This is a genomic window from Oceanobacillus sp. FSL K6-0251, from assembly GCF_038004725.1.
Lineage (GTDB): Bacteria > Bacillota > Bacilli > Bacillales > Amphibacillaceae > Oceanobacillus > Oceanobacillus oncorhynchi.
Genome location: NZ_JBBORS010000001.1, coordinates 2,068,391 through 2,092,421, shown reverse-complemented (window position 1 = coordinate 2,092,421; position 24,031 = coordinate 2,068,391). Strand labels below are relative to the sequence as shown.

The 24,031-nt window shown below is 38.6% G+C and carries 21 protein-coding genes and 1 pseudogene; 3 read left to right on the top strand and 19 right to left on the bottom strand.

What is annotated here, in order from left to right:
- Nucleotides 1-57 precede the first annotated feature (57 nt).
- On the bottom strand, nucleotides 58-1,347 hold the full coding sequence (locus MKY45_RS10600) for a globin-coupled sensor protein (RefSeq protein ID WP_256706176.1): 1,290 nt from the start codon (nucleotides 1,345-1,347) through the stop codon (nucleotides 58-60).
- A gap of 400 nt (nucleotides 1,348-1,747) precedes the next feature.
- Complete coding sequence (locus MKY45_RS10595) at nucleotides 1,748-2,575, bottom strand: mechanosensitive ion channel family protein (protein ID WP_193062005.1); 828 nt, start codon at nucleotides 2,573-2,575, stop codon at nucleotides 1,748-1,750.
- 398 nt (nucleotides 2,576-2,973) lie between these two features.
- Here MKY45_RS10595 and MKY45_RS10590 point away from each other — a divergent pair, with 398 nt between their 5' ends.
- Nucleotides 2,974-4,551, top strand: coding sequence for a PTS sugar transporter (locus MKY45_RS10590; RefSeq protein WP_193062004.1), 1,578 nt, complete (start codon nucleotides 2,974-2,976; stop codon nucleotides 4,549-4,551).
- A gap of 234 nt (nucleotides 4,552-4,785) precedes the next feature.
- Here the strand turns inward: MKY45_RS10590 and lpdA are convergent, their stop codons facing one another.
- The 10 genes from lpdA to MKY45_RS10540 form a co-directional block, all read right to left on the bottom strand.
- Entirely contained in the window at nucleotides 4,786-6,159 is a 1,374-nt protein-coding gene (gene lpdA, locus MKY45_RS10585) for a dihydrolipoyl dehydrogenase (RefSeq protein ID WP_341172907.1), read from the bottom strand.
- A gap of 12 nt (nucleotides 6,160-6,171) precedes the next feature.
- Nucleotides 6,172-7,524: a dihydrolipoamide acetyltransferase family protein gene (locus MKY45_RS10580; RefSeq protein WP_042533644.1), complete on the bottom strand. Its 1,353-nt coding sequence runs from the start codon at nucleotides 7,522-7,524 to the stop codon at nucleotides 6,172-6,174.
- 15 nt (nucleotides 7,525-7,539) lie between these two features.
- Nucleotides 7,540-8,523 (bottom strand): alpha-ketoacid dehydrogenase subunit beta, encoded by a 984-nt coding sequence (locus tag MKY45_RS10575; RefSeq protein ID WP_042533643.1) that lies wholly within the window; start codon nucleotides 8,521-8,523, stop codon nucleotides 7,540-7,542.
- A gap of 26 nt (nucleotides 8,524-8,549) precedes the next feature.
- Entirely contained in the window at nucleotides 8,550-9,530 is a 981-nt protein-coding gene (locus MKY45_RS10570; protein ID WP_042533642.1) for a thiamine pyrophosphate-dependent dehydrogenase E1 component subunit alpha, read from the bottom strand.
- A 106-nt stretch (nucleotides 9,531-9,636) separates the two neighbouring features.
- A complete protein-coding gene (locus MKY45_RS10565; RefSeq protein WP_341172906.1) occupies nucleotides 9,637-10,926 on the bottom strand; it encodes an NAD(P)H-dependent oxidoreductase in 1,290 nt (429 codons plus the stop codon).
- 26 nt (nucleotides 10,927-10,952) lie between these two features.
- Entirely contained in the window at nucleotides 10,953-11,318 is a 366-nt protein-coding gene (locus MKY45_RS10560) for a PTS glucitol/sorbitol transporter subunit IIA (protein ID WP_042533640.1), read from the bottom strand.
- 135 nt (nucleotides 11,319-11,453) lie between these two features.
- Nucleotides 11,454-12,506: a PTS glucitol/sorbitol transporter subunit IIB gene (gene srlE / locus MKY45_RS10555; RefSeq protein WP_256706172.1), complete on the bottom strand. Its 1,053-nt coding sequence runs from the start codon at nucleotides 12,504-12,506 to the stop codon at nucleotides 11,454-11,456.
- A gap of 29 nt (nucleotides 12,507-12,535) precedes the next feature.
- Nucleotides 12,536-13,066, bottom strand: coding sequence for a PTS glucitol/sorbitol transporter subunit IIC (srlA, locus tag MKY45_RS10550; protein ID WP_042533638.1), 531 nt, complete (start codon nucleotides 13,064-13,066; stop codon nucleotides 12,536-12,538).
- Nucleotides 13,054-13,452 carry a transcriptional regulator GutM gene (locus tag MKY45_RS10545; RefSeq protein WP_052485050.1) on the bottom strand — a complete coding sequence of 133 codons (399 nt, stop codon included), beginning with the start codon at nucleotides 13,450-13,452 and terminating at the stop codon, nucleotides 13,054-13,056. The genes srlA and MKY45_RS10545 overlap by 13 nt, the downstream gene beginning before the upstream one ends.
- An 88-nt stretch (nucleotides 13,453-13,540) precedes the next feature.
- The gene (locus MKY45_RS10540; protein WP_052485049.1) at nucleotides 13,541-14,488 is read right to left on the bottom strand and encodes a sugar-binding transcriptional regulator; all 948 of its coding nucleotides are present in this window, start codon (nucleotides 14,486-14,488) and stop codon (nucleotides 13,541-13,543) included.
- Nucleotides 14,489-14,829: 341 nt separating this feature from the next.
- Between MKY45_RS10540 and MKY45_RS10535 the strand changes: the two genes are divergently transcribed.
- Entirely contained in the window at nucleotides 14,830-16,485 is a 1,656-nt protein-coding gene (locus MKY45_RS10535; RefSeq protein WP_042533636.1) for a glycerol-3-phosphate dehydrogenase/oxidase, read from the top strand.
- A gap of 12 nt (nucleotides 16,486-16,497) precedes the next feature.
- Nucleotides 16,498-17,541, top strand: a complete 1,044-nt coding sequence (locus MKY45_RS10530; protein ID WP_212929111.1) for an alcohol dehydrogenase catalytic domain-containing protein — start codon at nucleotides 16,498-16,500, stop codon at nucleotides 17,539-17,541.
- Between the two features lie 50 nt (nucleotides 17,542-17,591).
- Here MKY45_RS10530 and MKY45_RS10525 read toward each other — a convergent pair whose 3' ends face one another.
- The 7 genes and pseudogenes from MKY45_RS10525 to MKY45_RS10495 form a co-directional block, all read right to left on the bottom strand.
- Nucleotides 17,592-18,515 carry a sugar-binding transcriptional regulator gene (locus tag MKY45_RS10525; RefSeq protein WP_246529028.1) on the bottom strand — a complete coding sequence of 308 codons (924 nt, stop codon included), beginning with the start codon at nucleotides 18,513-18,515 and terminating at the stop codon, nucleotides 17,592-17,594.
- 230 nt (nucleotides 18,516-18,745) lie between these two features.
- On the bottom strand, nucleotides 18,746-19,486 hold the full coding sequence (locus MKY45_RS10520) for a reverse transcriptase domain-containing protein (protein ID WP_289584617.1): 741 nt from the start codon (nucleotides 19,484-19,486) through the stop codon (nucleotides 18,746-18,748).
- Nucleotides 19,479-20,132, bottom strand: coding sequence for a reverse transcriptase domain-containing protein (locus tag MKY45_RS10515; protein WP_289584618.1), 654 nt, complete (start codon nucleotides 20,130-20,132; stop codon nucleotides 19,479-19,481). The genes MKY45_RS10520 and MKY45_RS10515 overlap by 8 nt, the downstream gene beginning before the upstream one ends.
- Nucleotides 20,133-20,526: 394 nt before the next feature.
- Nucleotides 20,527-20,961, bottom strand: coding sequence for a hypothetical protein (locus MKY45_RS10510; RefSeq protein WP_212929109.1), 435 nt, complete (start codon nucleotides 20,959-20,961; stop codon nucleotides 20,527-20,529).
- Between the two features lie 43 nt (nucleotides 20,962-21,004).
- The gene (locus tag MKY45_RS10505) at nucleotides 21,005-22,177 is read right to left on the bottom strand and encodes a M20 metallopeptidase family protein (RefSeq protein WP_445667638.1); all 1,173 of its coding nucleotides are present in this window, start codon (nucleotides 22,175-22,177) and stop codon (nucleotides 21,005-21,007) included.
- Nucleotides 22,178-22,408: 231 nt separating this feature from the next.
- The gene (locus tag MKY45_RS10500) at nucleotides 22,409-23,473 is read right to left on the bottom strand and encodes a C45 family peptidase (RefSeq protein ID WP_341172904.1); all 1,065 of its coding nucleotides are present in this window, start codon (nucleotides 23,471-23,473) and stop codon (nucleotides 22,409-22,411) included.
- Between the two features lie 292 nt (nucleotides 23,474-23,765).
- A pseudogene (locus MKY45_RS10495) lies at nucleotides 23,766-23,969 on the bottom strand (glycosyltransferase); the annotation flags it as partial.
- Nucleotides 23,970-24,031 lie beyond the last annotated feature (62 nt).

Genomic DNA, 24,031 nt, shown 5'->3' with positions numbered 1-24,031 from the left:
TTCCTCATTCCGTCAAGATTCTTTAAGCGTTTTTAAAATTGCGGTAATAACAAGCTATCATTCCATTTCATTAAATTTCAGAGAGTAATTCTCAATCTCACCCATGGAAGATTCTACTTCACTGATACTGTGCTGATTTTCTTCCAATGATTGTTGAATCTGACTGCTGTTTTGCGAAATACGGGCCATAGATTCCGAAACCTTCCTTAATATTTCTGCTGTTTTCGCTGTTTGTTCACGGACGGATGTTACTTCTTCCTGTGTTTCTCTAATCGCTTCCCGGCTATTTGCAACCTGTTCGTTTGTCTCCAGGATCAAATCGCTTACTTCAGCAACAGCTTTCGCTGATTGCTCCGCAAGTTTACGCACCTCATCCGCTACCACAGCAAAGCCTTTTCCTTGCTCACCAACTCTTGCTGCTTCGATAGACGCATTTAGAGCTAATAAATTTGTCTGCCCCGCAATCGACTCTACAATAGAAATCACCGATTTGATTTTTTCGGCACTGCCTGTTAATTGTTCCAACCTTTCTACGACAAGTGCCATATGCTTATCCAAATGGGACATGCCTGCATTCGTTGTCTGTGTCTGCTCCATCCCCTGCTGTGCTGATTCACTTGTGGCGGCAGCAATTTCTTCCCCTTGCTTGGATATTTGATTGATTCGATTTGCTTGATCTACCATTTTTATCACAGACTGATTCGTTTCCGAAGACAAGAAGCTCAAGTTCTCAGCTGTTTCTCTCATGGAAGTAATCAGGTTTTGATTCTTTTCATCCATCACAGCTCTTTTCTCTTCAATATCTGCTTCATATGCTTCTAAGACGATCTGCTGCTCGAAATTCAACAGCTTATTTACCACCTGTATCGCATACAAAAAGTTTTCTTTGTCCTGATATGTATCTGATACTAGCTTGGATATTTGAAAGAACAGCTCTTGAAAGGAAGCGATATACCATTTAGGCTGCAAACCAATATGTACATGCACCTGGGCAATCCTCCGGCGCTTGTCAATAAATGCTTGATTAATTTCTCCGGAAAACATTTCTATAACGTGTGTTGCCAATGTTTGTTTTAATCGGCTGACCGAACTGTTGTCTTCGATAATATCCATTAACTCTGGAGAAAGTGCCAAATTAGCATAGAAAGCATCGATAATAATATCAATATTTTCTTGAATCACCGGCTTCAATAATCTGGAAACAGCCAAATCCTGCTTTGTTAACCTGGATATTTTCAGCTGTAACGCTAAATCGGTTTGCTGCAGCTTCTCTAAAACCACAGTTACTTCTTTACTGCTTTCCAATAAACTCTCTTCTCTTTCATCTTTACGAAAAATACTTCTCAACCAACTCACTCCTAAAGCTTATTTTGCAAATGCTCATTATTTCTTACCTGCTCAGCAATCAAAATTTTGTTTGTTTTCTATTTCTTAGTAAAAGAAAATTGTATATGTATCTTTATCATGACACTATTATACAGGATGTGCGTGCATCTATGACTGTCTAAATAAAAAACATCTGCTTCAGAAATAAAGTTGATTCAAAAGTCCTATTATAAAATTAAGATTATTTCTTTTATTAAGAAAATAAACAGCGATTATTCCTTATAATCACCAGACCACTCCTGTTTCATCTTTTATCCCCCTTTTAAATAAAATCAAACAAAAAAGGCATCGATTAATCGAAAGCCTTTTTGTTTTAAAATAACATTATTCTTCATACTAAATTATTCCCTTATGCCTTCACCTATCCCTGAGGCTGTTCGGCATATGTTTTTTCAGGATCGTCCTGATTTGCATCAAGCGCTTCTTTAATCGCTTTTCGTAAATCACGTTCTATTGCCCATTGCTCCATCATTTCTGTCTTAGCAATAACCCGTAAAGTTACCGCAGCTGTATCAAACGTTTGGACACCAATTACATTGGGCCCTTCTACGATTTTAGAATTCATTTCTTTCATTTCATCACAAACGGTTTGAATAATGCCAACTGCTTCATCAATATTATCACTATATGGAATGACAATATCCACTAAAGCCTGCATATTCCCGCGGGTGTGGTTGCTTAGGGAGGTAACTTCCCGATTAGGTACATAGTTTAACGTGCCATCAAAGCCGCGAATTTGCATTGTTCTGAGCCCGACATCTTCTACAACCCCATCATATCCGGCAGCTGTTACATAATCACCAACATCCACCTGCTTCTCCAGCAGTAAGAAAAAGCCTGTAACTACATCACTGACTAATCCTTGCGCACCAAAGCCAATAGCCAGTCCTACCACACCAGCCCCGGCAACTAAACCAGTGGCATTAATATCAAAAATACCAAGAACAACTACTAGCGTAACAAATAGTAAAGCGTAAGAAAACGTACTAATGGTTAAAGACTGCAGCGTTTTCGTTCTGCCTGCCGACATTTTTTTCTTCACTTGTGCTTTGGAAAAGGAATTCCGAATAAATCGCTTTCCAATAGCACGTACAATATAAAATACAATAAGCGTTCCAATCAATTTTAAAAGAATAAATCCAGTATCTAATAGAAGCTGCTCCCAATTTATATTTTCTATCCAATCCATTTCATCTTCTCCTTTACTGCTCTCAATGATTGATGATTATATCAAAAGAGGAATCTAAAGTAAAATAAGACAAAATTCGATGAAATCATTCAATCAACAAAAACAGCATTCGATAAAGTGAAACTTCCTTCAATGGGGATTTTTCGACGCACAACAGTTCTTCGGTGGGGCGAGTGATCGCAGCCCCAGCCCCAGCCAGTTACACTGCGTTAAATTTCATTTCAACAAATACAAAACATTTAATATGAAGATATCTGTTAAACAGAATCTTAGAAATCTATTCCCTAGCCGCTCAAATCACTTTCTTTTAAATCTTTAAAGACTTTATCGCTTTAGTATGATAAAATACTAATGTGTTAAAAACCTGTTTATTGAAATTTTCTACTGGGGGAATAATCTTGAAAACTATAGCTATCATAGGTAGCTCCGGCGGCAACCTGTACAATTTAGGAGGAAAAAATCCAAGGAAATTATTAGACGAAATTGAAAACCAATGCAGTGCTGCAGATTTTAACATCGCTGCCGTTCAATTTATTGCTTCTGACGTTTCCATGGACCAAGCAAAAGCAAGCTCGAAAACAAGCCTTTTTAGTCTAGATGAAGAAGGGCAAGTTACACAAAGCCCTCCAAATACATTAGAACAAATAAACGAACAAGCAAAACAGACAGACGAGCAGATAGCTGCGCTTATACTTAATCAAACAGTTGATGGGTTAATCGTCATGAGTGCGGATCCAAAGTGCGCCAATCAAAATGTCATTAACGCAGCCATTCAAAGGAACATACCGATCGTCGGAACAGGCGGAACGTCCATGGCAACCATCAGCGCACAAGGTGCGAATGTTATTGCTAAATCAGGAACAACTGGTACAACGAACCGAACGCGAGCAATTTCTTTCACTAGCTCCCTTGCAAAATATTGGGATGTAACATATAAACCAATTATTGGAACCACGAGTAAAATGAATGCGGAAAACAGCGGAAGCATTTGGAAAAATATGAATATCCGCGGTATCATGGTTTCTGCATTGCCTGGTTTTATTGCGATGGCACTTGTTCTTGCGTTAAGTAAGATTCCGATATTCAGTGGTCTAGAAGATATTTTTGATATAATGATTGGAGCACTTCCGATTATTATCGCTGCAATTGCCGCCAAACAAGTGTCTAATTTAGACGAGGTATCAATTGTAGCCGGGGTTGTAGCTGGTGTATTATCCGTTAATGGCGGTATTATTGGCGGTCTCATTGGTGGTATTTTAGCAGGAGTTTTCGTACATTATTTCTTTCAAAAATGCATCAGCTGGAAATTTCCGATGACAACCGTAAATATCGTCACTGGAGGCCTAGCCGGTTTATTCGCAGGGCTGTTAGTCTACTTTTTATTCGCGCCGATCGCATTGTTCATCGGGGATGGAATTAAAATTGCAATCGAGGCAGCCATTGCATATAACCCTATTTTAGCGGGGTTACTAGGCGGTCTGCTTATTTGGCCGGCCATTTTAGGCGGGATATACCATGCAGCTATTTTGCCAATCGTATTATTAGAAATGGAAAAAACAGGCGTAAGCTTCTTAGGAGCCATTGATATGGTTGGTTTAGTTATGGTATCTGCTGGAATCAACTTAGCAAACATCGTTGCTCCGAGGGAGAAAGGAGAAGCAGCTGCTGCAACCCCAGGATTCTTGATCAATATGGGATTCGGAACATTTGTGGAAGCAGCCTATCCGTTCATGTTCTCAAATAAAATCGTATTCGCCGGTGCCATTTTATCTGCCGGAGTCGGCGGCGCCCTAGTCGGCCTGTTCGACGTTCGCGGGACCGCCTACGTTCCAACATTCACCACACCATTTTTATCTGATAATCCATACGGATTTATCATCGCCATGCTTGCAGCTTTTATATTATCTTTTGCGATTACATTGATTGCAAATAAGAGAAAAAAAGTGGATATTGTAGATAAGGGCGTAAATGCTTAACAATTGAAAACAAACAGTATAGTTAGAACGATGACTAGAAGGGAAATCAAACGCATTACGAAAATAAAAGACCGATCCGAAGAGCTGGAAATATATCCAGCTCTTTGGATCGGTTTAGTTACCAACTGTATTTTAAATCAACTCTTATAAAGGCATGGTATATCCTGTTGAAATCGTGCTGCTATACTACATGAAATTACGACTACAAATGGAATATACAGCACTTTTCTTTTTTTAATAATGAATCCCTTTATCCAGCCATTTTGCAGCTGCTTCAAACATTCCCTCCGCTAAGGTTGGATGCGGAAAAATCATATCCTCCAACTCTTCTACCGTCCCTTCTAAGTACATGAAAGAAGTTGCCTGACTGATCATTTCCGTCACATGGGCGCCAGCAAGCACCACACCGAGGATTTCACCATACTTTTCTTCGGAGATAATTTTCATAAATCCGCTGTTTTCGGCAGAAGCTATTCCTTTTCCATTAGCGGCTAAGTCTACTTTTTGAGCTTTCACCTGATAGCCCGCTGCTTTCGCCTGCTCTTCTGTCATCCCAACACTTGCAATCTCAGGAAATGTATAAATACAGCGTGGCATAATGAAATCTTTTGGATGTGTTTCACCTAAAATATGACTGACTGCACGAATTCCTTCTTCACTCGCTGCATGTGCAAGCTGGTATCCGCCAATTAAGTCTCCGATAGCATAAATCCCTTTTACATTGGTCTGCATCGATTTATCCACTTTGACAAATTTGCCTTCATAGTTAATAGAAAGGTCATTCAATCCGGTCAAATTAGGTTCGCGTCCCACAGAAACAAGGACACTATCTGTTTCCAGACTCGTTTCTTTTCCGTCCTTTTCTAATTTGACCACCGTTTTCTTATCCTTCTTCAATTCCAGCACCTTTGCACTGGTATGCATGCCTATCCCTTTTCTTTTCAGCTCATTTGCTAGATAATCAGCTGCTTCCTTGTCTTCTGCAGGAATGATACAATCTGCCATTTCCACAATTTCTACTTTCGTTCCTAAGCTTTGAAAAATACAGGCGATTTCCAATCCAATGACCCCGCCGCCGACAATAACTAAATGCTCCGGGACCTCTTCTATATCGAATATCGTATCACTTGTATAATAAGGAACTTCATTAAGCCCCGAAAGGTTAGGAACAAAAGGCTTGGAGCCGTTTGCCAGAATAATAGATTCCGCTTCCAGCTTTTCTGTTTTCTCTCCGGTATCAACCGTAATTATTTTTTGATTATCCACTGTTCCATAACCAGAATATAGCTTTATTTTATTCGCTTTTAATAGACTGTTAATCCCGTTTTGTAGCTGCTGAATAACCTGATTCTTTCTATTAATCATTGTTTTTAATTCCAATGAATATGAATCAACCTTGATTCCAAACTTTTTCGCATCTTTTATTTGATTGATTACTTCTGCATTTTTTAATAATGTTTTAGAAGGAATACAGCCACGATTTAAACAAGTTCCACCCAGGTCTCTTCCTTCTACCAGCGCAACAGACAAGCCCAGCTTTGCAGCTCGGATTGCCGATACATATCCTCCGGGACCGCTGCCAACTATCGCTACATCAAATTTTGTCATTTACTCCGCCCCTTAAACTAATAAACTGTATGGATTTTCAAGATTCGCCTTCAAGTCCGTTAAGAATGCTGCAGCTGGTGCACCATCAATTGCACGGTGATCAAAGGACAGACTAAGCACCATCATTGGACGAGCTGTCAGTTCTCCATCTACAACAACAGGCTTTTCAACAATTCTTCCAACACCTAAAATCGCTGTTTCCGGTCCATTAATAATAGGAGTGAAGGCATCAATGGCATACATTCCCAAGTTACTGATGGTAAAGGTACTTCCGCGCATTTCATCCGGTTTTAGTTTATTTTCTCTTGCCTTCTTGCCCAGTTCTTTACTAGTTTGAGTTAACGCAGCCAGACCTTTTTGATTTACATTTTTAATAGAAGGCACAATCAATCCATTATCTACAGCAACTGCCAGTCCGATATTGACTTCATTGTTCATCACAATTTCATCACCAATTAAAGAGGCATTTAATTTTGGATGCTTCATAAGTGCATTGGCAGTTGCTTTTATAATCACTTCGGTAAAGGATAACCGGTATCCCGTATCTTTTTCAATCACAGGAAGCAATGATTTACGCAGGTCAATAACATTCGTCATATCCACGTCGCTTGTCAAGGTTACATGCGGGATGGATTGAACGCTTTGTACCATTTTGTCAGCAACCGCTTTACGAAGTCCTTTGAGCTTTATACGTTCTGCTGGCTCAGATTCCGTTTCTTTTGAAATTTCATCTGCTTTTTCCAGATAAGAAAGTACATCCTGCTTTTCAATTTTTCCGCGCGCCCCTGTACCCGTAATTTGATTTAAATCAATTCCATGGTCAGCTGCTATTTTCTCTGCCAACGGCGTCACAGCTATCACACCTGCGACAAGAGCTGCTTCGACATCCTGTTGATGTACCCTTCCATTTGGACCAGAGCCGGAAATAGCGGATAAGGAAAGATCATTCTCGCGGGAAATCCGTCTGGCAGCAGGAGTCGCTCTGACTTTTCCGTCCTTATTTTCTTCTTGATCAGAATCGGTACTAACTGTTTGCTCCTGTCCCTCAGCAGATGCTTCTTCCTGGACATTTTCTACCGATTCAGATTCTTCGGAAGCTGCCGGCGGATTATCAGGAACTTTTTCTCCTGCTTCTCCTATATAACCAATACAAGCATTTACTTCGACCTCATCATCCACTTTAAAATATTTCTTTAGCAGTATGCCCTCTTCATATGACTCAACTTCAATATTGATTTTATCCGTCATAATTTCGAATAGGGGCTCCCCCATTTCAACAGAATCTCCCTCTTCTTTAAACCATTGAAGCAGGGTGCCCACTTCCATCGTACTGCTTAGCTTAGGCATAAATATTTCTTTAGCCACCTGAATCCCTCCTTTCTATGCTTTATTTAATGTTTCCTTCACTGCCTGGATAATATCTGGAACCTGCGGCACATGCATTTTCTCTAATTCCGGGTTATATGGAATCGGCGAAGAGGCACCGCCCAATCGTTTAATCGGCGCATCTAAATAATCAAATGCTTCACTCTCTGCAATCATACTGGCAATCTCTGCACCATAACCGCCTCTTTTTACCGCTTCATGGACAACAACTAAACGAGATGTTTTGGAAACAGATTGAATAATTGTTTCTGTATCCAGCGGTACTAATGTGCGCGGATCAACAACTTCTGCACTGATGCCTTCCTTCTCCAGCTCCTCAGCTGCTTCTAAAGCACGGTGTACCATAATAGCTGTTGCTACGATTGTTACATCTGTTCCTTCCCGCTTAATATCTGCCTTTCCCAGCGGGATGCTGTATTGCTCTTCCGGTACGTCCCCTTTTGTTTTATAAAGTAATTTATGCTCATAAAAAATCACCGGATTATCATCATCCATCGCTGCTTTTAATAGTCCTTTTACATCATGCGCTGTAGAAGGCTGAACAACTTTCAAACCAGGAACATGAGCCACCCAAGCCTCTAAACTTTGCGAATGCTGTGCAGCTGCTCCTGTACCTGATCCGCTTGGCGTACGTAAAACCATCGGAACTTTTCCTTTTCCGCCATACATATAACGAATCTTCGCGGCCTGATTCACCATTTGATCCATCGCAATCGTAATAAAATCAGAAAACTGCAGCTCTAAAATCGGGCGCATCCCAGTCAACGCTGCACCAACTGCCGCACCGGCAATCCCAGATTCGCTGATTGGCGTATTTCGTATTCGCTCCGGACCAAATTCTTCAATCATTCCCCGGGTAACTCCAAAAGCTCCTCCATATACCCCTATATCTTCACCAAGAATAAAAACATCTTCATTTTGACGCATCTCTTGGCTCATTGCTTCACGAACTGCTTCTAAATATGTTAATTCTCTCATTTTCTTTCCTCCTTTGAACATCCACTTTAAGCAAATACATCCGTTAATAAATCACCCTTCGTAGGCATCGGGCCCTCTTCAGCAAAAGCAACTGCGTCTTCAATTTCTTTTAAAGCATCTTTTCGCAGTGATTCCGCCTGTTCTTCCGTGATAATAGATTCACTGATTAACAGTTCCTTAAGTCGTTTGATTGGATCTTTTTCTTTCCATTCTGTTTCTTCATCACGGGTACGATACTTTTTAGCATCACTTTTCGAGTGACCCTTCCAACGATAGGTTTTTGCTTCAATTAAGGTTGGTCCTTCCCCGTTTTTAGCACGCTCAAGCGCATCATTTGTGACATTCATCATTTCAATAAGGTCATTTCCGTCAGCTACCACTCCAGGGATGCCATAGGATTTTGCTCTTGTTGCAATATCCTCTATCTTCACCATTTCCTTCACAGGGCCAGACATGCCGTATTGGTTGTTTTCGCAAACAAAGATAACTGGCAAATTCCAAACTGCAGCAAGGTTCACTGCTTCATGAAAACTTCCTTCATTCGTAGCGCCATCCCCAAAAAAGCAGACAGTTACATAATTTAACTTTTTCATCGATGCTGTTAATGCCGAGCCGACAGCTAATGGAATCCCTCCGCCAACGATACCGTTTGCACCAAGATTACCCATTTCTACATCTGCAATATGCATGGATCCGCCTTTTCCCTTACAATAGCCTGTTGTTCTGCCGAATAACTCTGCCATCATTTTATCCGGCGTAGCTCCTTTAGCGATGCAATGACCATGCCCGCGATGCGTGCTGGTAATTTTATCTTCTTTCTCTAGTAAAGCGCATACGCCTGCAGCGCTTGCTTCTTGTCCTACTGCTAAGTGCGTTGTTCCATGGATTTTACCTTTTGCAAAGAATTGATCTACTTTCTCTTCGAAAAAACGGATTGTCCACATTTGTTTATAGAGTTCTACCAGTTTTTCATTTGTAATCTTATCTGGAACGTTTAATTTTGACATAAATTTCATCCTTTCCTTTTGTTCTTATTAGGCACAAATGTAAAAATGTGTGTAAATGAATATGCCTTGCTAAAGCGCAAAACACATCCTGATTAACCCCAGTTTATTAAAACTCTCTATCTTGAATAGAACGAAGCTTCCAAATAGTAGATTCTTCTGTTTGTTCTACGGCATCATAGGTAATAATCTCACCTTTTTTAATATCTTTCTTCAATACAACATTTCTATCAACCAACCCTAGCGGAAGAGTTTTTTGTTCTTTAGCTTCTTCAGCTTTTAAAATATGTCCATAAACGGTATAGCCGCCGATATAATCCAGATGCTCCCCTTCCTTCAAATCTTTTTTAGCTACTGTAACCGTTTCTGCCTGTAATCCATAATAAGGAGCAATCGTTGCCTCATGATCAATATATGCTTTAGCAATGGATAATGGCGTTTCTAAACTAGTTAAATGATATGGACGATATAACACATAATTTGGCCCATCTCCCATTTTTAAATATTGCATTTCTGCATTAACTTCTTCTTTATCAGAAGCAATGATGGCAAATACGCCTGGTGCGATTCCGTTGATAAACTCTACAATTCTTTTTCCATTTACCTCTCCGCCTTTGTCCTTTTCAAGAAAGACTTTTGGCAATTCTTGAACAGAGGCTTCAAAACCGTGCATTCCGGGCTTATCTGGTGAAAATCCAGTTGCATTTGCAACAGCATTCATCTCAACCATTGTTTTTGTTCCATCTTGGAAGGATGCAAGCATTTTAGGGGATGACCCTTTTTCTTTAGCCTCTGCTTCCGCCGTTGTCGGATTCGCTTCTAAATTTAACGGATTATTTTTCCCTTTTCCGAGTGCTACAATTTCAAATCCCATCGCATCCGCAAAATCATATAATTCCATAATTGCTCCAGGCTCATCCCCTGCAGATCCTGTATATACGACGCCGGCAGAATCCGCCATTTTTTTGAGCAGCGGTCCGACCGTAACATCCGCTTCAACATTTAACATAATAATATGTTTATTATTTAAAATAGAATCCCAGGCAATTTCTGCTCCTACATTTGGAATACCCGTAGCATCTACTACAACGTCTACTTCAGGGAGAGAGGTTACAAGTTTCATATCTTTTGTAGCAACTACTTTATCTTCCTGAACCGCTTTAGACGCTGCCTCTTTATCATTTGTTTCTTGAATACTGGCAGCATCGATTCCAGCATGTTTATAAGCATTTGTCACATTCTCTACTGCTAAATCGGAAGTAATTACTACCCGCATCCCTTTCATACCCTCAATTTGTGAAATCATCCCTCTTCCCATTTGTCCGGCGCCTACAAGACCAACTTTGATATAAGATCCTTCATTTTGTAATTTTTCAAGTTTTCTATTTAAATTTAACATGGAAACGCACTCCTTCTATGACTAATTTATAATCTGTGAAATGAAATTGTAGAACCTGTCTCTATATGAGGAATTTCTTTTTTTTCCAGATAAACCGTACCCGGCATATCATATTCCGTTTCACCTTCAAAATTAAATGTGGCATGGCCTAGCTGTGACAACGTTTCATTTGCTTTATCTCCAACATGAAGGATACGGAAAAGTTCACCGTTGATTATCATGTTATCGCCAGACTTAATGTCTTGATGAAATGCGCCATCGTGAATAACAGCAATCGTTTTCAAATCTTCTGGCACGGTATTATTAAATAAAATCAATATACCTTCCTCTTTCATCAGCTCTACATCTTCCCCAACTTCAGTTACATTTAAATCTAATTGTAATTGACTCATCTAAATCACCCTTCAACGCACAAAATTTTCTGTAAGAATTTCTAATAATCTTTATTTTATAAATCCACTATACATGACATCTCATCTTTTTACAAATGTTATATCTGTTTACATTTGTAAAAAATCTCGAGTTAATTAACTGTAAAGTCCAAAACTAGCAAGATAAGCAATAACTACTGCTATTGGTCCAGTAATTAATCTAGAGAATAATACTGCCGGAACTCCAACCTCAACTGTTTCTGCTTCTGCTTCCCCAAGCGTTAATCCAACTGGCACAAAATCTGTACCAACTTGCGGATTAATAGCAAACAATGCCGGTAATGCCATTTGTGGAGGTATATTACCATTTGCGATTTCCACACCAATGAGTACTCCGACAACCTGAGCAATTACTGCGCCCGGTGCGAGTAATGGAGATATTACTGGAATGGCAGCGATAAATGACAGGATTAGCATTCCAATAAGACTTGTTGCTAACGGAGCAACTAAATTAGCAATCATATCACCGATTCCTGTAAATGTGATGATACCCATTAATGCGCTTACAAAAGCCATAAACGGCAAGATATTTTTAATAACCGTTTCAATTGTATCTCGTCCTGATTGGAAGAAGACACTTACGACATTCCCCACTTTATTTCCCAGGATCTCAATAAATCTCATTATCGGATTCTTTTTCTTTCCATTACCGTTCTTAGATTCAGCTACTTTTGATTTTGCTTCTTCTTTTACCTGTTGGGCAACCTTTTTATCCATTAAATCTGGTGCATCATCATTCTCAACTTTTGCCGTTGTAACTGCTTCTCCAGATGCATCCACAATTTCAAATTGACTTTGACTCTCTACTCCGGATACGAAATTACCTTCATTAATAAACTTCATTAATGGCCCGGATGGCGAATTACTAAATGTGTTAATTGTCTTTACTCCCATTCGCGGATATACCCCGCTTCTCGCCGTTCCACCGCAATTAATAACTGCCGCTGCTATTTCTTCTTTCGGTACAGACTTTTCAAAACCATCTATCGCAATAGCTCCCGTTTGTTCTGCTAAAGCTTGTGCAACTTCATGGATTCCCCCGCCAGTTACAGAAATAATATATTTTTGTTCTTCACTAGGCTGAATTACTAATGGACCACCCCATCCAGAAGGTCCTTTATGAACTTTTACCGCTTTAAATTCACTCACTCTCTATCCCTCCCATAATTGTTCAACTATTACGCTGCGCTGTCTTGCTTATTTTTTAACATACGGGCTGTAATCATCTCTGTTACAACTCCTCTAATCAACATAACGACAATTCCGACCAACAGAAATCTTAAAGCTAACGGCCCTAATGATAAACCCAGTTCTGTAATTCCAGCTGCTACTCCCATATATACAAATAATTCTGCCGGGTTTGCATGTGGGAAAAGCCCGGTTATTGGATGGACAAATGAAACAGCTGAATCATAGAAAGCTGGTTTCTGTCTCTCCGGTAAAAAACGTCCAAATGTATAGCACATTGGATTAGTAAGGAAAAAAACGGCTAAAAACGGAAAAACAGTATATCGTAAAACAAAATATTTTGTACACTTTTGTGCAAAACTATTTACTCTGTCTTCCCCAATAAATTTGATTAAAGCATTTACTGCTGTAATTAATACAACGAGCATTGGAATAATACCCGTTACTAGCCCCATGAAAGTTTCTCCGCCTTCTTCAAACATTCCAATAAATCCTTCTGCAATACTGATTAAGAAATCCATGCTGCTTTCTCCCCTTTCTTCTCAAACTCTTTTTCAATCATTTTGACTGCTCCTTGAACGGCATTTTTCTCTTTAGCATCGAGAATCTCCATATTTTCAACTTCAAATAAATCCTTGCCGATTAATTCTTTTCTATCTTTAAAGCGAGCAAAAACGGTAATCCCTTTCATTATTTTTGCTTCAACTACCTGCAAATTTTCATCAGATACTAATAAAACCAACGCCCCTGTTCCAAACCTTTTTTTAAAATAACCTGTTCCTAAAAAACCTGACTTTCGATTGGTAAAGCTCTTTATGTTTGAACGATAATGCTTTACTTGCAGTTGTGTCATTAGAAACTGTACTCCCCACACAAAGGCAAAAATTAAAATGAAAGTTCCCCACATAACTTATCCCCCTCTTATATTTACAAATGTAATATTAATTTACGTTTGTAAATAGAATAATAAAACGCTTTCAAAACTTTGTCAACATTTATTTGTATTTTTTTAAAAGTTTCTCTGCGGTATCACTATCAATAACTAATGTAGTGATAAAGTTATTTTCAAGTGCGACATGCAACGGGAATAATTTGTAATCTCCTCTTACAATTGTAATTACTTCTGAAATATTTTTAATATCTTCCAACTTAACTCCTACTGTGCGATTATTTAATGGGTGGTCAACGAGTTCACCATCTTTATTAAAGAAATTTGAATTGATATCACCAATGGCCCCAGCATTCAAAAGACTTTGCTGATCTTCTTCCAATAAATACCCCATTTCTGTCATCGTGTTTTGTATTCCTGGATTCCCAATACCTACGATCGCTATATCAACTTGTTTTCCTTTAGTAAGAACTTCTTTCACATCTTTAGAACGTACAATATGATTCCTTAACTCTTCACTTTCGACAACTGCTGGAGCATACAGATAGGAAGAAGTTGAATTTAACTTCTGAGCAAGCTCAAAAAGCAGTGAATTGGTATGGTAACCAATATAGTTCTGTCCAATACCGCCAATCAGCGGAATAAGATGAACGGGTTTATTTGCTTGATATTGAAAAGCTTCGACAACTGCATATACAGAAGTTCCCCATGAAATACCAATTGTATTTATTTGATCCAGTTTTTTTTCAATATATCTCGCTGTCACTACCCCAAGTTTGCGCATAATTAATTCTGGGCCGCTATGTGCGGATTCAATCACAATTGCTTCTTTCAAATTATATTTTTGCTCCAGTTCTCTCTCTAGTTGAACCGTATGTACAGTACTATCCTTCAAGTATATTTCAACTATTTGTTTTTCTTTTGCCTGCTTCAGAAGTTTAGAGACAATTGGCCTGGATTTGTTAATTTTTTTTGCAATTTCCGTTTGTGTCCAACCTTCTAAATAATACAGTTTGACTACTTTTGTCATTAATCTTCTTTCTTCAATATTCATAATTTCAACCCCCTTACAAATGTAACACGATTATATCATATTTCTTCAGATTTTATGCAAACGCATTCAAATTTGAAGAAATTTCACTGTGCTGAAATTTTGCGGACACTTATTCTTTACAAAGAAGCAAAACACCATTTTGCAGCTCTTTATCCTTGGTGTATTGATGTATAACTACAGCTATTTTCCAATTGTGTGAATCATCTCGCCATTATAAACAAACATGAATAAAGGTTTTTAACCATCTAGATTATTGACTTGTTACTCCCCAAATTATATACTCATTATAAAATTACAAAATTTTCGTTTTTGAACATTTGTAAAATATAGGAGGATTCGACATGTCTCATAATCATTCTTTTTCTACACTTCATCGTGACAGCACCCTTCACCAATTAGAAGAACAACAATTCGATTTATTGATTATTGGCGGAGGAATCACAGGAAGCGGAATTGCCCTAGATGCTATCACAAGAGGACTAAAAGTAGCTTTAATAGAACGTTATGACTTCGCATCAGGAACAAGCAGCCGCTCAGGAAAATTAATCCATGGAGGTTTAAAATATTTACAGAACTTTGATTTTCCTGTTGTAAAAGAAACTGGATCAGAACGCGATATTGTTTATAATAATGCCCTTCATCTCGTTTACCCGATTACTATGAATTTTCCTTTGATAAAAAAAGAGTCTTATAATTTAGTAACTTTAAAAGCCGGACTCACCCTTTATGACAAACTTGCCGGTGTAAAAAAAGAGGAACGCCATAGCCTATACGGAAAAAAGAAAACGCTTCAAAACGAACCCCTTTTTAACAAAAAGATCGTTCAAGGAAGCGGATGTTATATTGAATATAGAACAGACGACAGCCGTTTAACACTGGAAGTAGCAAAAACAGCACAAGAAAAAGGCGCTGTAATTTTAAATTATGCCGAAATGACCGAATTCCTAAAAGATGAAAATAACATGGTTAAAGGAATCGTAGGAAGAGACCACTGTGCTAACCAGACATTCACTGTTTATGCTAAACACATTGTAAATGCTGCTGGCCCCTGGGTTGATGAAGTTCGTAAGAAGGATGAGAAAATAACCGGGAAGCATATGGTTCTTGCGAAAGGAATTCATATTGTATTTCCTTATGATAAATTACCAGTGAAATCCTCTGTTTATTTTCAACATAACGGAAGAATGATAGCCGTTATTCCAGTAGGAAACCGTACGTATGTCGGTTCAACAGAATCACTGTACAATAAAGATATGGATGATATACATGTGCATCTTAGCGAAGTTCAATATTTATTAGGCTGCTTAAAGGATATGTTTCCAAATGTAAAATTACAGGTTCAGGATATATCATCCAGTTGGGCAGGAATTCGGCCGCTTATTGGCGAGAGCGGAAAAAAACCTTCCGAATTATCTCGTCATGATGAAATTTTCGAATCAAATTCTGGTGTTGTTACCATTGCTGGCGGAAAATTGACTGGTTATCGTAAAATGGCAGATCGCATTCTAACTTATATCGATAAAAAACACAAATTAAATCTTCCTACAACTAAAACAGCAAATTTAAAACTATCCGGATCACAATTTAACAATATTAAAGAACTTTATGAGTATGCGGATCGGATTCATGGACGATATAGTCATTTAGAAATTTCACAGCAGAACATCACTAACTATGTATTGCGTTATGGATCAAACACTGAAAAATTACTGCAGACAATAGATAGCTATAACGGGCAGCAACTAAAACACGTACACAGGAACATTTTAGGAGAACTTCGTTATACAATCGAGCATGAAATGGTTTCAACATTAACTGATTTCTATGATCGTCGTACAAGCTATTTATTATTTGATTTAGAGCTTGTTAAAGAAACATTAGAAATAGTTACTAAAGAGATTGCTGATATTCTTCAGTGGAACGACGCCGTTAAAGAACAAGAAATCCGTCAAATGCAATACCAAATCAAAAAAGCACTCCATTTCAAAGAAGATTAGGGGGAATCAAATATGATGCAGGCAGTCGCATTAACTGGTAAAGAAAAGCTCGAATATCAGGAAAAGGAGATTCCTGATATCGATGACCATGAAATATTATTAAAGGTTCATGCCACTGGAGTTTGCGGGTCCGATTTACGAATCTTCCAAAACGGGGACAGCCGGGTAAGTTTTCCTAGAATTATCGGACATGAAATAGCAGGAGAAATCATCCAAAAAGGAAAATATGTTTCATCATTTCAATTAGGAGACCGCGTCACACTTTGGGCACATCTCCCTTGTGGCGAATGCTACTATTGCCAAAAAAATGACAGCCACTTTTGTGTAAAAGGAGAATCTATTGGCTACCAAATCGATGGCGGCTTTGCTCAATATATGGTGCTGCCGCGAAACTTTATTGAATATGGATCTATCCAGCGCATTGCAGATACTACATCATATGAATTAGCGAGCCTTTCTGAACCATTCGCCTGTGTGCTTAGCGGGCTGACTGAAGTAAAGATCAATGCCGGTGATGCAGTCGTTGTCTATGGAGCAGGCGCAATTGGGTGTATGTATATTGCTGCAGCTAAAAAAATGGGCGCCGGGAAAGTTATTGCTGTACAGCGTTCCAAAGCAAGGCAAGAGCTTGCTAAGCAAATCGGCGCTGATATAGTTATCGACCCAACTAAGGATAATACATTGCAAACCATTCTTGATGCATCAGGTGGATTAGGTGCTGATGTTGCCATTGTAACTGCTCCCTCTGCTTATGTTCAAAATGAGGCTTTGGAAATTGTACGAAAAAAAGGAAGAGTATTATATTTCTCAGGAAATAAGAAGGTTACTGAAACTTCAATTAATACAAATCATTTTATCTATAAACAATTAACTGTTGTTGGTACACACGGAGCTCCGCGTGATTTACATGTAGAAGCAGTGAAATGGATTGATGAAGAACTAATTGATTTCACTCCATTTGTCACAGATATATTCTCTTTGCAGAATACAAAAAAAGCGTTTCAAACCGCTCTTGATAAAAACGGTTTGAAATGCGTAGTAACCCCTTGGAAATAATAAAAATTTTAAACGACCCAATTATCTATTTCTGATAATTGGGTCGTTTCTTATATATAGCTTTCAACCAATTCCTGTGCCGTTCGATCATCAATAATTAATACGTCTAAATATTTACCTTGTAATGCCGATTCTAGACTTTCTAATTTATATGAACCTTCCACTATCCCAATAACTTCGGGTATCTGTTTAATTTCATTTAAGTCTAAACCGATAACACGATCGTTTAAGGGATGATTTAATTCTTTTCCAATCGCATCATAAAATCTTGAACTGATATCTCCTACCGCTCCCGCTTTACGTAAAGATGCGAGGTCTTTTTGGTTTAGATATCCTATTTTTTCCATTGTTGAGCTTTTAAACGGATTCCCAAGACCAACAACCGCCATATCAACATTCCTTGCTTGCTCTAAAACATGAGAAATATCCTTTGACTCAACTAACCTTTCTTTTAAATCAATAGATTCTACCATCGCTGGAGCATATAAATAAGAGCAGCTTGAATTCATTTTTTGTGATAGATGGAACACTAATTGGTTGGAATGTAAATGAACATACTCGCTTCCCATTCCTCCAATAATTGGAACAATATGTGTGTCCTTTTTATATTTATAAGGGTACTCTTCTACGAAAGATAATAGCGTTGTTCCCCAAGAAAGCCCTAAGCTTTTTACATCCGTTAAGTGATTCGCTATATAAGAAGCAGCTGATTTTCCCAGCTGGCGTTTTATCATCTCAGGAGCAAAGCCCGCTGTGGATACCACAATAACTTCTTTCAAATCAAATTTTTTCATAATAGCGTTTTCCAACTCCACGCTATGTAACGTTTCATCTTTAATATAAATTTCTACAATACCCTCTTTTTTGGCATTATTTAACAATTTTGAGATGATAGGACGTGAAACATTTTGCTTTTTTGCAATTTTTGCTTGTGTCCATCCTTCATAGTAATATAATTGCGCAATTTTAACCATTAAACGCCGTTCTTCCCAACTTAGCATAACATCCGCTCTCTTCACAGTTTATAAATACTAATTATTAAACTTCCTTTATTCTTTATATTAATCATAGAATCTATACAGTATAAAGTCAAATATGCCTAATGCTTTCCTAATTTAAGGTTTAGATAATCGAGTAGAGGGAAAAGCTAAATAGCTTTCCGCCCCTCTCACACCACCGTACGTACGGGTCCGTATACGGCGGTTCAATAGTTTAAGTGTACGAACTGGTATTGAAGAGCGATATCTTTATATCCTCTCGATGCCAGTTCTTTATCTGTCAATGAACGATGGAGTACATAGCTACTCGATATGACCCAGTAACCTTTTCTTGTATTCGACCATTCATAAGCTTTCTGTTTATCGATACCTAAGTAAATTAGATTTTTCCTTTTTGTACGTGGATTCTTCCACTGTTTCCAAATGTACTGTCTAATTCTACGCTTGAGCCACCCATTCAGATTCTTCATAAATCCTTTCATTTCTCCTATGCCATAGTAGTTTATCCACCCTGTCATAAGTTGCCGGATTTCTTTTAGAATTCTATCGATACTTCTTCCACGATTGCGTTTCGTGATTCGTTTGAGTTTCTGTTTAACGGTCACTTTTGCTTTATAATGCGGACGAATCTGAACACCTTTCTTTGTAACGAGGAGACAGAACCCTAGAAACTTTCGTTTCAAGGGGCTTCCTACTGCGCTCTTTTCCCGATTCACCGTAAGACTTAAATCCTTCTCCAGGAATTTCATCACACTCTTCATTACGCGCTGTCCTGCTCTTTTACTTTTCACGTAAATGTTACAGTCGTCTGCGTAACGCACGAATCGGTGTCCCCGTTTTTCCAGTAATTGGTCTAACTCGTTTAAGTAAATATTACTGAGTAACGGAGACAGGTTTCCCCCTTGAGGCGTTCCTTCCTCTGATTTTTCAAAGGTGCCGTCAATCATGATTCCACTTAACAAATTGTCTTATCAAGCGTAGTACTCGTTTATCCGTTATCCGTTTTTCCACAAAGTACATTAGTTTATCATGGTTTACTGTATCAAAGTAGGCTTTCATGTCCAAGTCCACCACATATTTGTACCCTTGTTCGTAGTACGATTTTGCCCGTATGATGGCTTGATGTGCACTACGTTTTGGACGAAACCCAAAACTATTATCGGAGAACGTTGGTTCAAATATGGGTTGTAATACTTGATTTATTGCTTGTTGAAGCATTCGGTCAACAACGGCAGGAATCCCTAGTTTTCTTTTTCCACCATCTTGTTTATCTATTTCAACCCGCAATACGGGTTGAGGTTTATACTTCCCAAGATGCAGCTGCGTTAATAATTCTTCCCTGTGTTCCCTCAAGTATGGAAGCAGCTGGTCGTATGTCATACCATCCATTCCAGCTGCTCCTTTATTTCTGACCACTTGAAGGTAAGCTTGATTCAGATTATCCCTTGACAGGATTCTTTCAAACAGATTGGATACACCATTTTGATTGTTCTTCTCACCGTGAAAGGCACTATGCACTTCGACATACCTTTCATGTTCCACACTATCTCTCTGTCGATAGCCAGATTCTCCTGTTTTCTGCAGTTCTCGCACCTTTCACACCTCCTAGACTTTTCAAAATTACTATTGTTCGGTCCTTCATGTTTTGGTCCTTTCACACTACTACGACCTCTGCTGACTTCTTGTGATTCACCAAGATGTCACCACCTTGGTTGTGTCGGCTCATTATCATTCAACTCACACGTCACCCTCACAAGACCTCCCCCGGTAAGAACGAAAACTTTCCTCCCACGTAACTGCTAGATTTACTGTATAGGTTAAGGGCAGTATTGGACTTTGTCTTGTAAAGCAGACTCATCCGACCTGATTACAGTTCCTACTGCCAAGCCTGTAGTGGTCTTTCACCACCAAGTTTTCGCCCATGCAGGGCACACTTTGAAAAGCGCTATAAACCCAAAAATAGGTTTATAGCGCTCCCTTGGAAGTTTCAAGAAAAATCCTTCTGTTCTTTCAACAACACGGAAATACCTTCTGCTCCATCTTCTACTTTCCAATTAGGGGAAAGAATCTGCTTTAACTCACTCAGAGCTGGTTCATCCAAATTCAAATCAATTACCCCTGCTTGCTGTTTTTGATAATCCTTTCCAGCCTCTTTCCCAAATTTCAAACTCAATAATCTCTCCAAACCGCCAACCGTTACAAATTTAACAGCATAACCATCATGAATTACTTTTTCAAAAGCTGCTAAATCCTTTTCCGCTAATGCAATCAGCTGTTCAAAATCAAATTTTTCATTTATTTGCTTCCACCCTGATACATCTTTAGCTTTTACACCTGCTATTATTTCTTCATTTGTTATTCCGTTTACGCGCATTGTTTCAATCATATACGCTTCCATTAAAGATATCTTTGGCCGAGTCATGCTTAAATTCCTTTCTGCTGAAACTTTCCTGCATTTTTTTATTCTACAATAAATAATGATTAATGATTGCTGCAAATGCTTTTTCCGTATTCACCAATGCCCGTTCATCAATATCAAATCGAGGATGATGATGCGGGTAATGTGTGGCTACATCTTCGTTTCTAGAACCAACCCGGAAATAGGTCCCCGGCTTTGCTTCTAAAAAGTAGGAGAAGTCCTCTGCCCCCATAGCCGGAGAAAATTCTACTACATTCTCATGCTCAAAAGCTTTCTTGAATAAACCTCTAGCAAGGTCTGTTTCTTCTAGATGGTTGAATAATGCAGGATATCCTCTTAAGTAGTCCAGCTCATAAGTCGCATGAAATGCACTGGTGATTCCATCTAATATAGAACGAATTTCCGTTTCTACTTTATCACGTACTTCTGGATCGAAGCTGCGCACAGTTCCTTCAATACGTGCTGTATCAGGAATGACATTAAATGCGTTCCCTGCCTGAAAAACACCAATTGTTACCACAGCTGATTTTAACGGATCAATTTGCCGGCTGACTATTTTTTGCAAAGCCTCGACAATGCTCGTTCCGATTACCAGTGAATCCGTAGTATCATGCGGCCGGGCGCCATGACCGCCATGTCCCTTAATATCAATGGCAAACTTATCTACTGCCGCCATTTGATACCCTGCTCCAACACCAACTTTCCCGATTGGTATGTCAGATGCAAGGTGAGCTCCAAATACATAATCTACATCATCTAAAATTCCTTCTTCAATCATGAACTTCGCTCCGCCAGGCGGTGTTTCTTCTGCCGGCTGGAATACAAAAACAATGCTTCCTTTCAGATTTTCCTTATATCGGCTTACTACTTTTGCCACGCCTAATAAAGCTGCAGTATGTCCATCATGACCACAAGCATGCATCACACCGGGATTGGTAGATTTATAAGCGGTTTCTTTTTCATCTTCAATCGGCAGCGCATCAAAATCTGCTCTTAAAGCAATCTTTTTGCCGGGCTGTTTTCCTTCCAAAATACTTATTAAGCCATGCCCTCCGATATTTTTTTGAACATCTAAACCAAAGCTTTTTAATTTTTCTTCTATGTATTTTGCTGTTTTCTCCTCTTTAAAGGATAATTCTGGATGCTGATGCATATATCTTCTCCAGCCTTTTACTTCTTCAAAGTTCGCATCAAATTCTTTAAATATGGAATGTATTATTTTATTATCTACTGTGCTCACTGTTTAATCTCCGCCCATCTCAATAGTATATATGACTTACCTAACACATGTTCAGAAATAAATTCTGAATTTTATATAAGTCTACCTATTTTATCCCGAGTTGTCAACTAGGGTTTGTGAGATTATATGAGCAGCAGCTTCCTCCTGCAAAAGAGGCTGCTCCTCTCTCTATCGTGAATCTGCCTCATTTAGACACCATGGTAAATAAAATTATTTCTTATACCAATCCGCCTTCTCCATATGAACAAAAGGAATATCTGTATCTACCATTCCTGTAACTTCAGAAACAGGGAAATCATTCCCCTTCAGCCATGATGCAAAATCAAATTTCACCGGCTGCTGATCACCGCCAAGGGCAATCCATGCTTCTAATTTCGATGGAAAATACGCAGTAGTATGTATTGTCCCTGCCCACTGCCCGTATAATTTAGAAAACACACCATTCTCTGTTCCATTTAAAAGCTGAAAAGCTTCCTTCCCATGAAGAAGATTGGCTGAGCTGCTTTCCATAATTTCCAGTCGTCTTTTCGAATCCTTCAAATAATGACGGTTTTCCTTCTTCAGTATTTGAAAATGATTCGTGCATGATGCTCCAGTCCTTACCTCTACATTTCTTGGAGAAGCCTCAACAATCGTTGATTCCGAATGATCTTTATCAAACAACACATAACTAAATGATCCCCGATGCGGAATTTGTTTTAGCAACGAAACAGCTTCTTCGATATTAGCGCATGTTTCTAAAATCATTCTTCCAATCATATGACAGACAAATCCATCTTTCGGGCGTTTACGATGCATAAAGGTATATCCCATTGCTAAACCCTTTTCGTTCATTCCGTCACAACGTCCCGTTACTTTCTGCGTAACTCCTATAACTGCGTATCCTGTATCCGTCGGTTGGAATACGGAATAAAAGCCATCGTATGTTTTGGGATGATAATCATAATTTCTGATCATATAATCTGCTCCTGTTATAATGGAACATCCGGAACGGTTCAAATTTACCCGATACCCTCCAAATTCAAGCAGTACTCTCTCCATCGCCCATTCAAGCGCGTCACCAAAACCTAATAATTCCTCCCATATTGCCGGTGCTATTTCTTGAAAAATCCTTTTTGTTTCTTTGATATCAATAGAAAATAAAGGCGTTCTTACCTTCCATTGATTTTCACGATTCTTTACTAAGATATGATTTTTTAATAAAGTTCCTTGATGATAACCAAATTCATAATGTGTTCCCCGAAATTGAACAACACTTGATGATATTTTTTTCAAGTTAATTCCTCCTCCCGCAGCAGCTGCTCATAAACTGAAGCTATATTCAGTTAATTTTTTATCTTTTAAACAAAGATAAGCTGTGCTTACTCACTTCATTTAGACTGTGTCAGCACCATAAATCAAAAGACCTTTGGACCAAAACTGGACTTAAGCAGCATTATTTACATTAAAATAAATCCCCATTAGTCAATCGATAACTATTTATACGCTAAGTGTACAAAGAATAAGACAGAAAGGAAATGATTCTGCTTAGTGTATCATCATCCAGATTAATTCTCTCCGATTAGGCAAAGTTTCTGGCAGCTGAAAAGTCATCGATCCACTTAAAATCAATGACTTTATCTGTGTACTCTCTTGCGATTTCTTTCGTTTTGTCTGTTGAACCGGTATCGACAATGATGATTTCCTCGCAGAGGTTATTTACACTGTCCAGACATTGCCGCAGCACCTCTTCTTCATTTTTTACAATCATACAAAGGCTTACTTTTATCATATATATCTACACCACCAATACACAAGATATAATAATATATGTTGAGAAGCTGTTATCGGAAA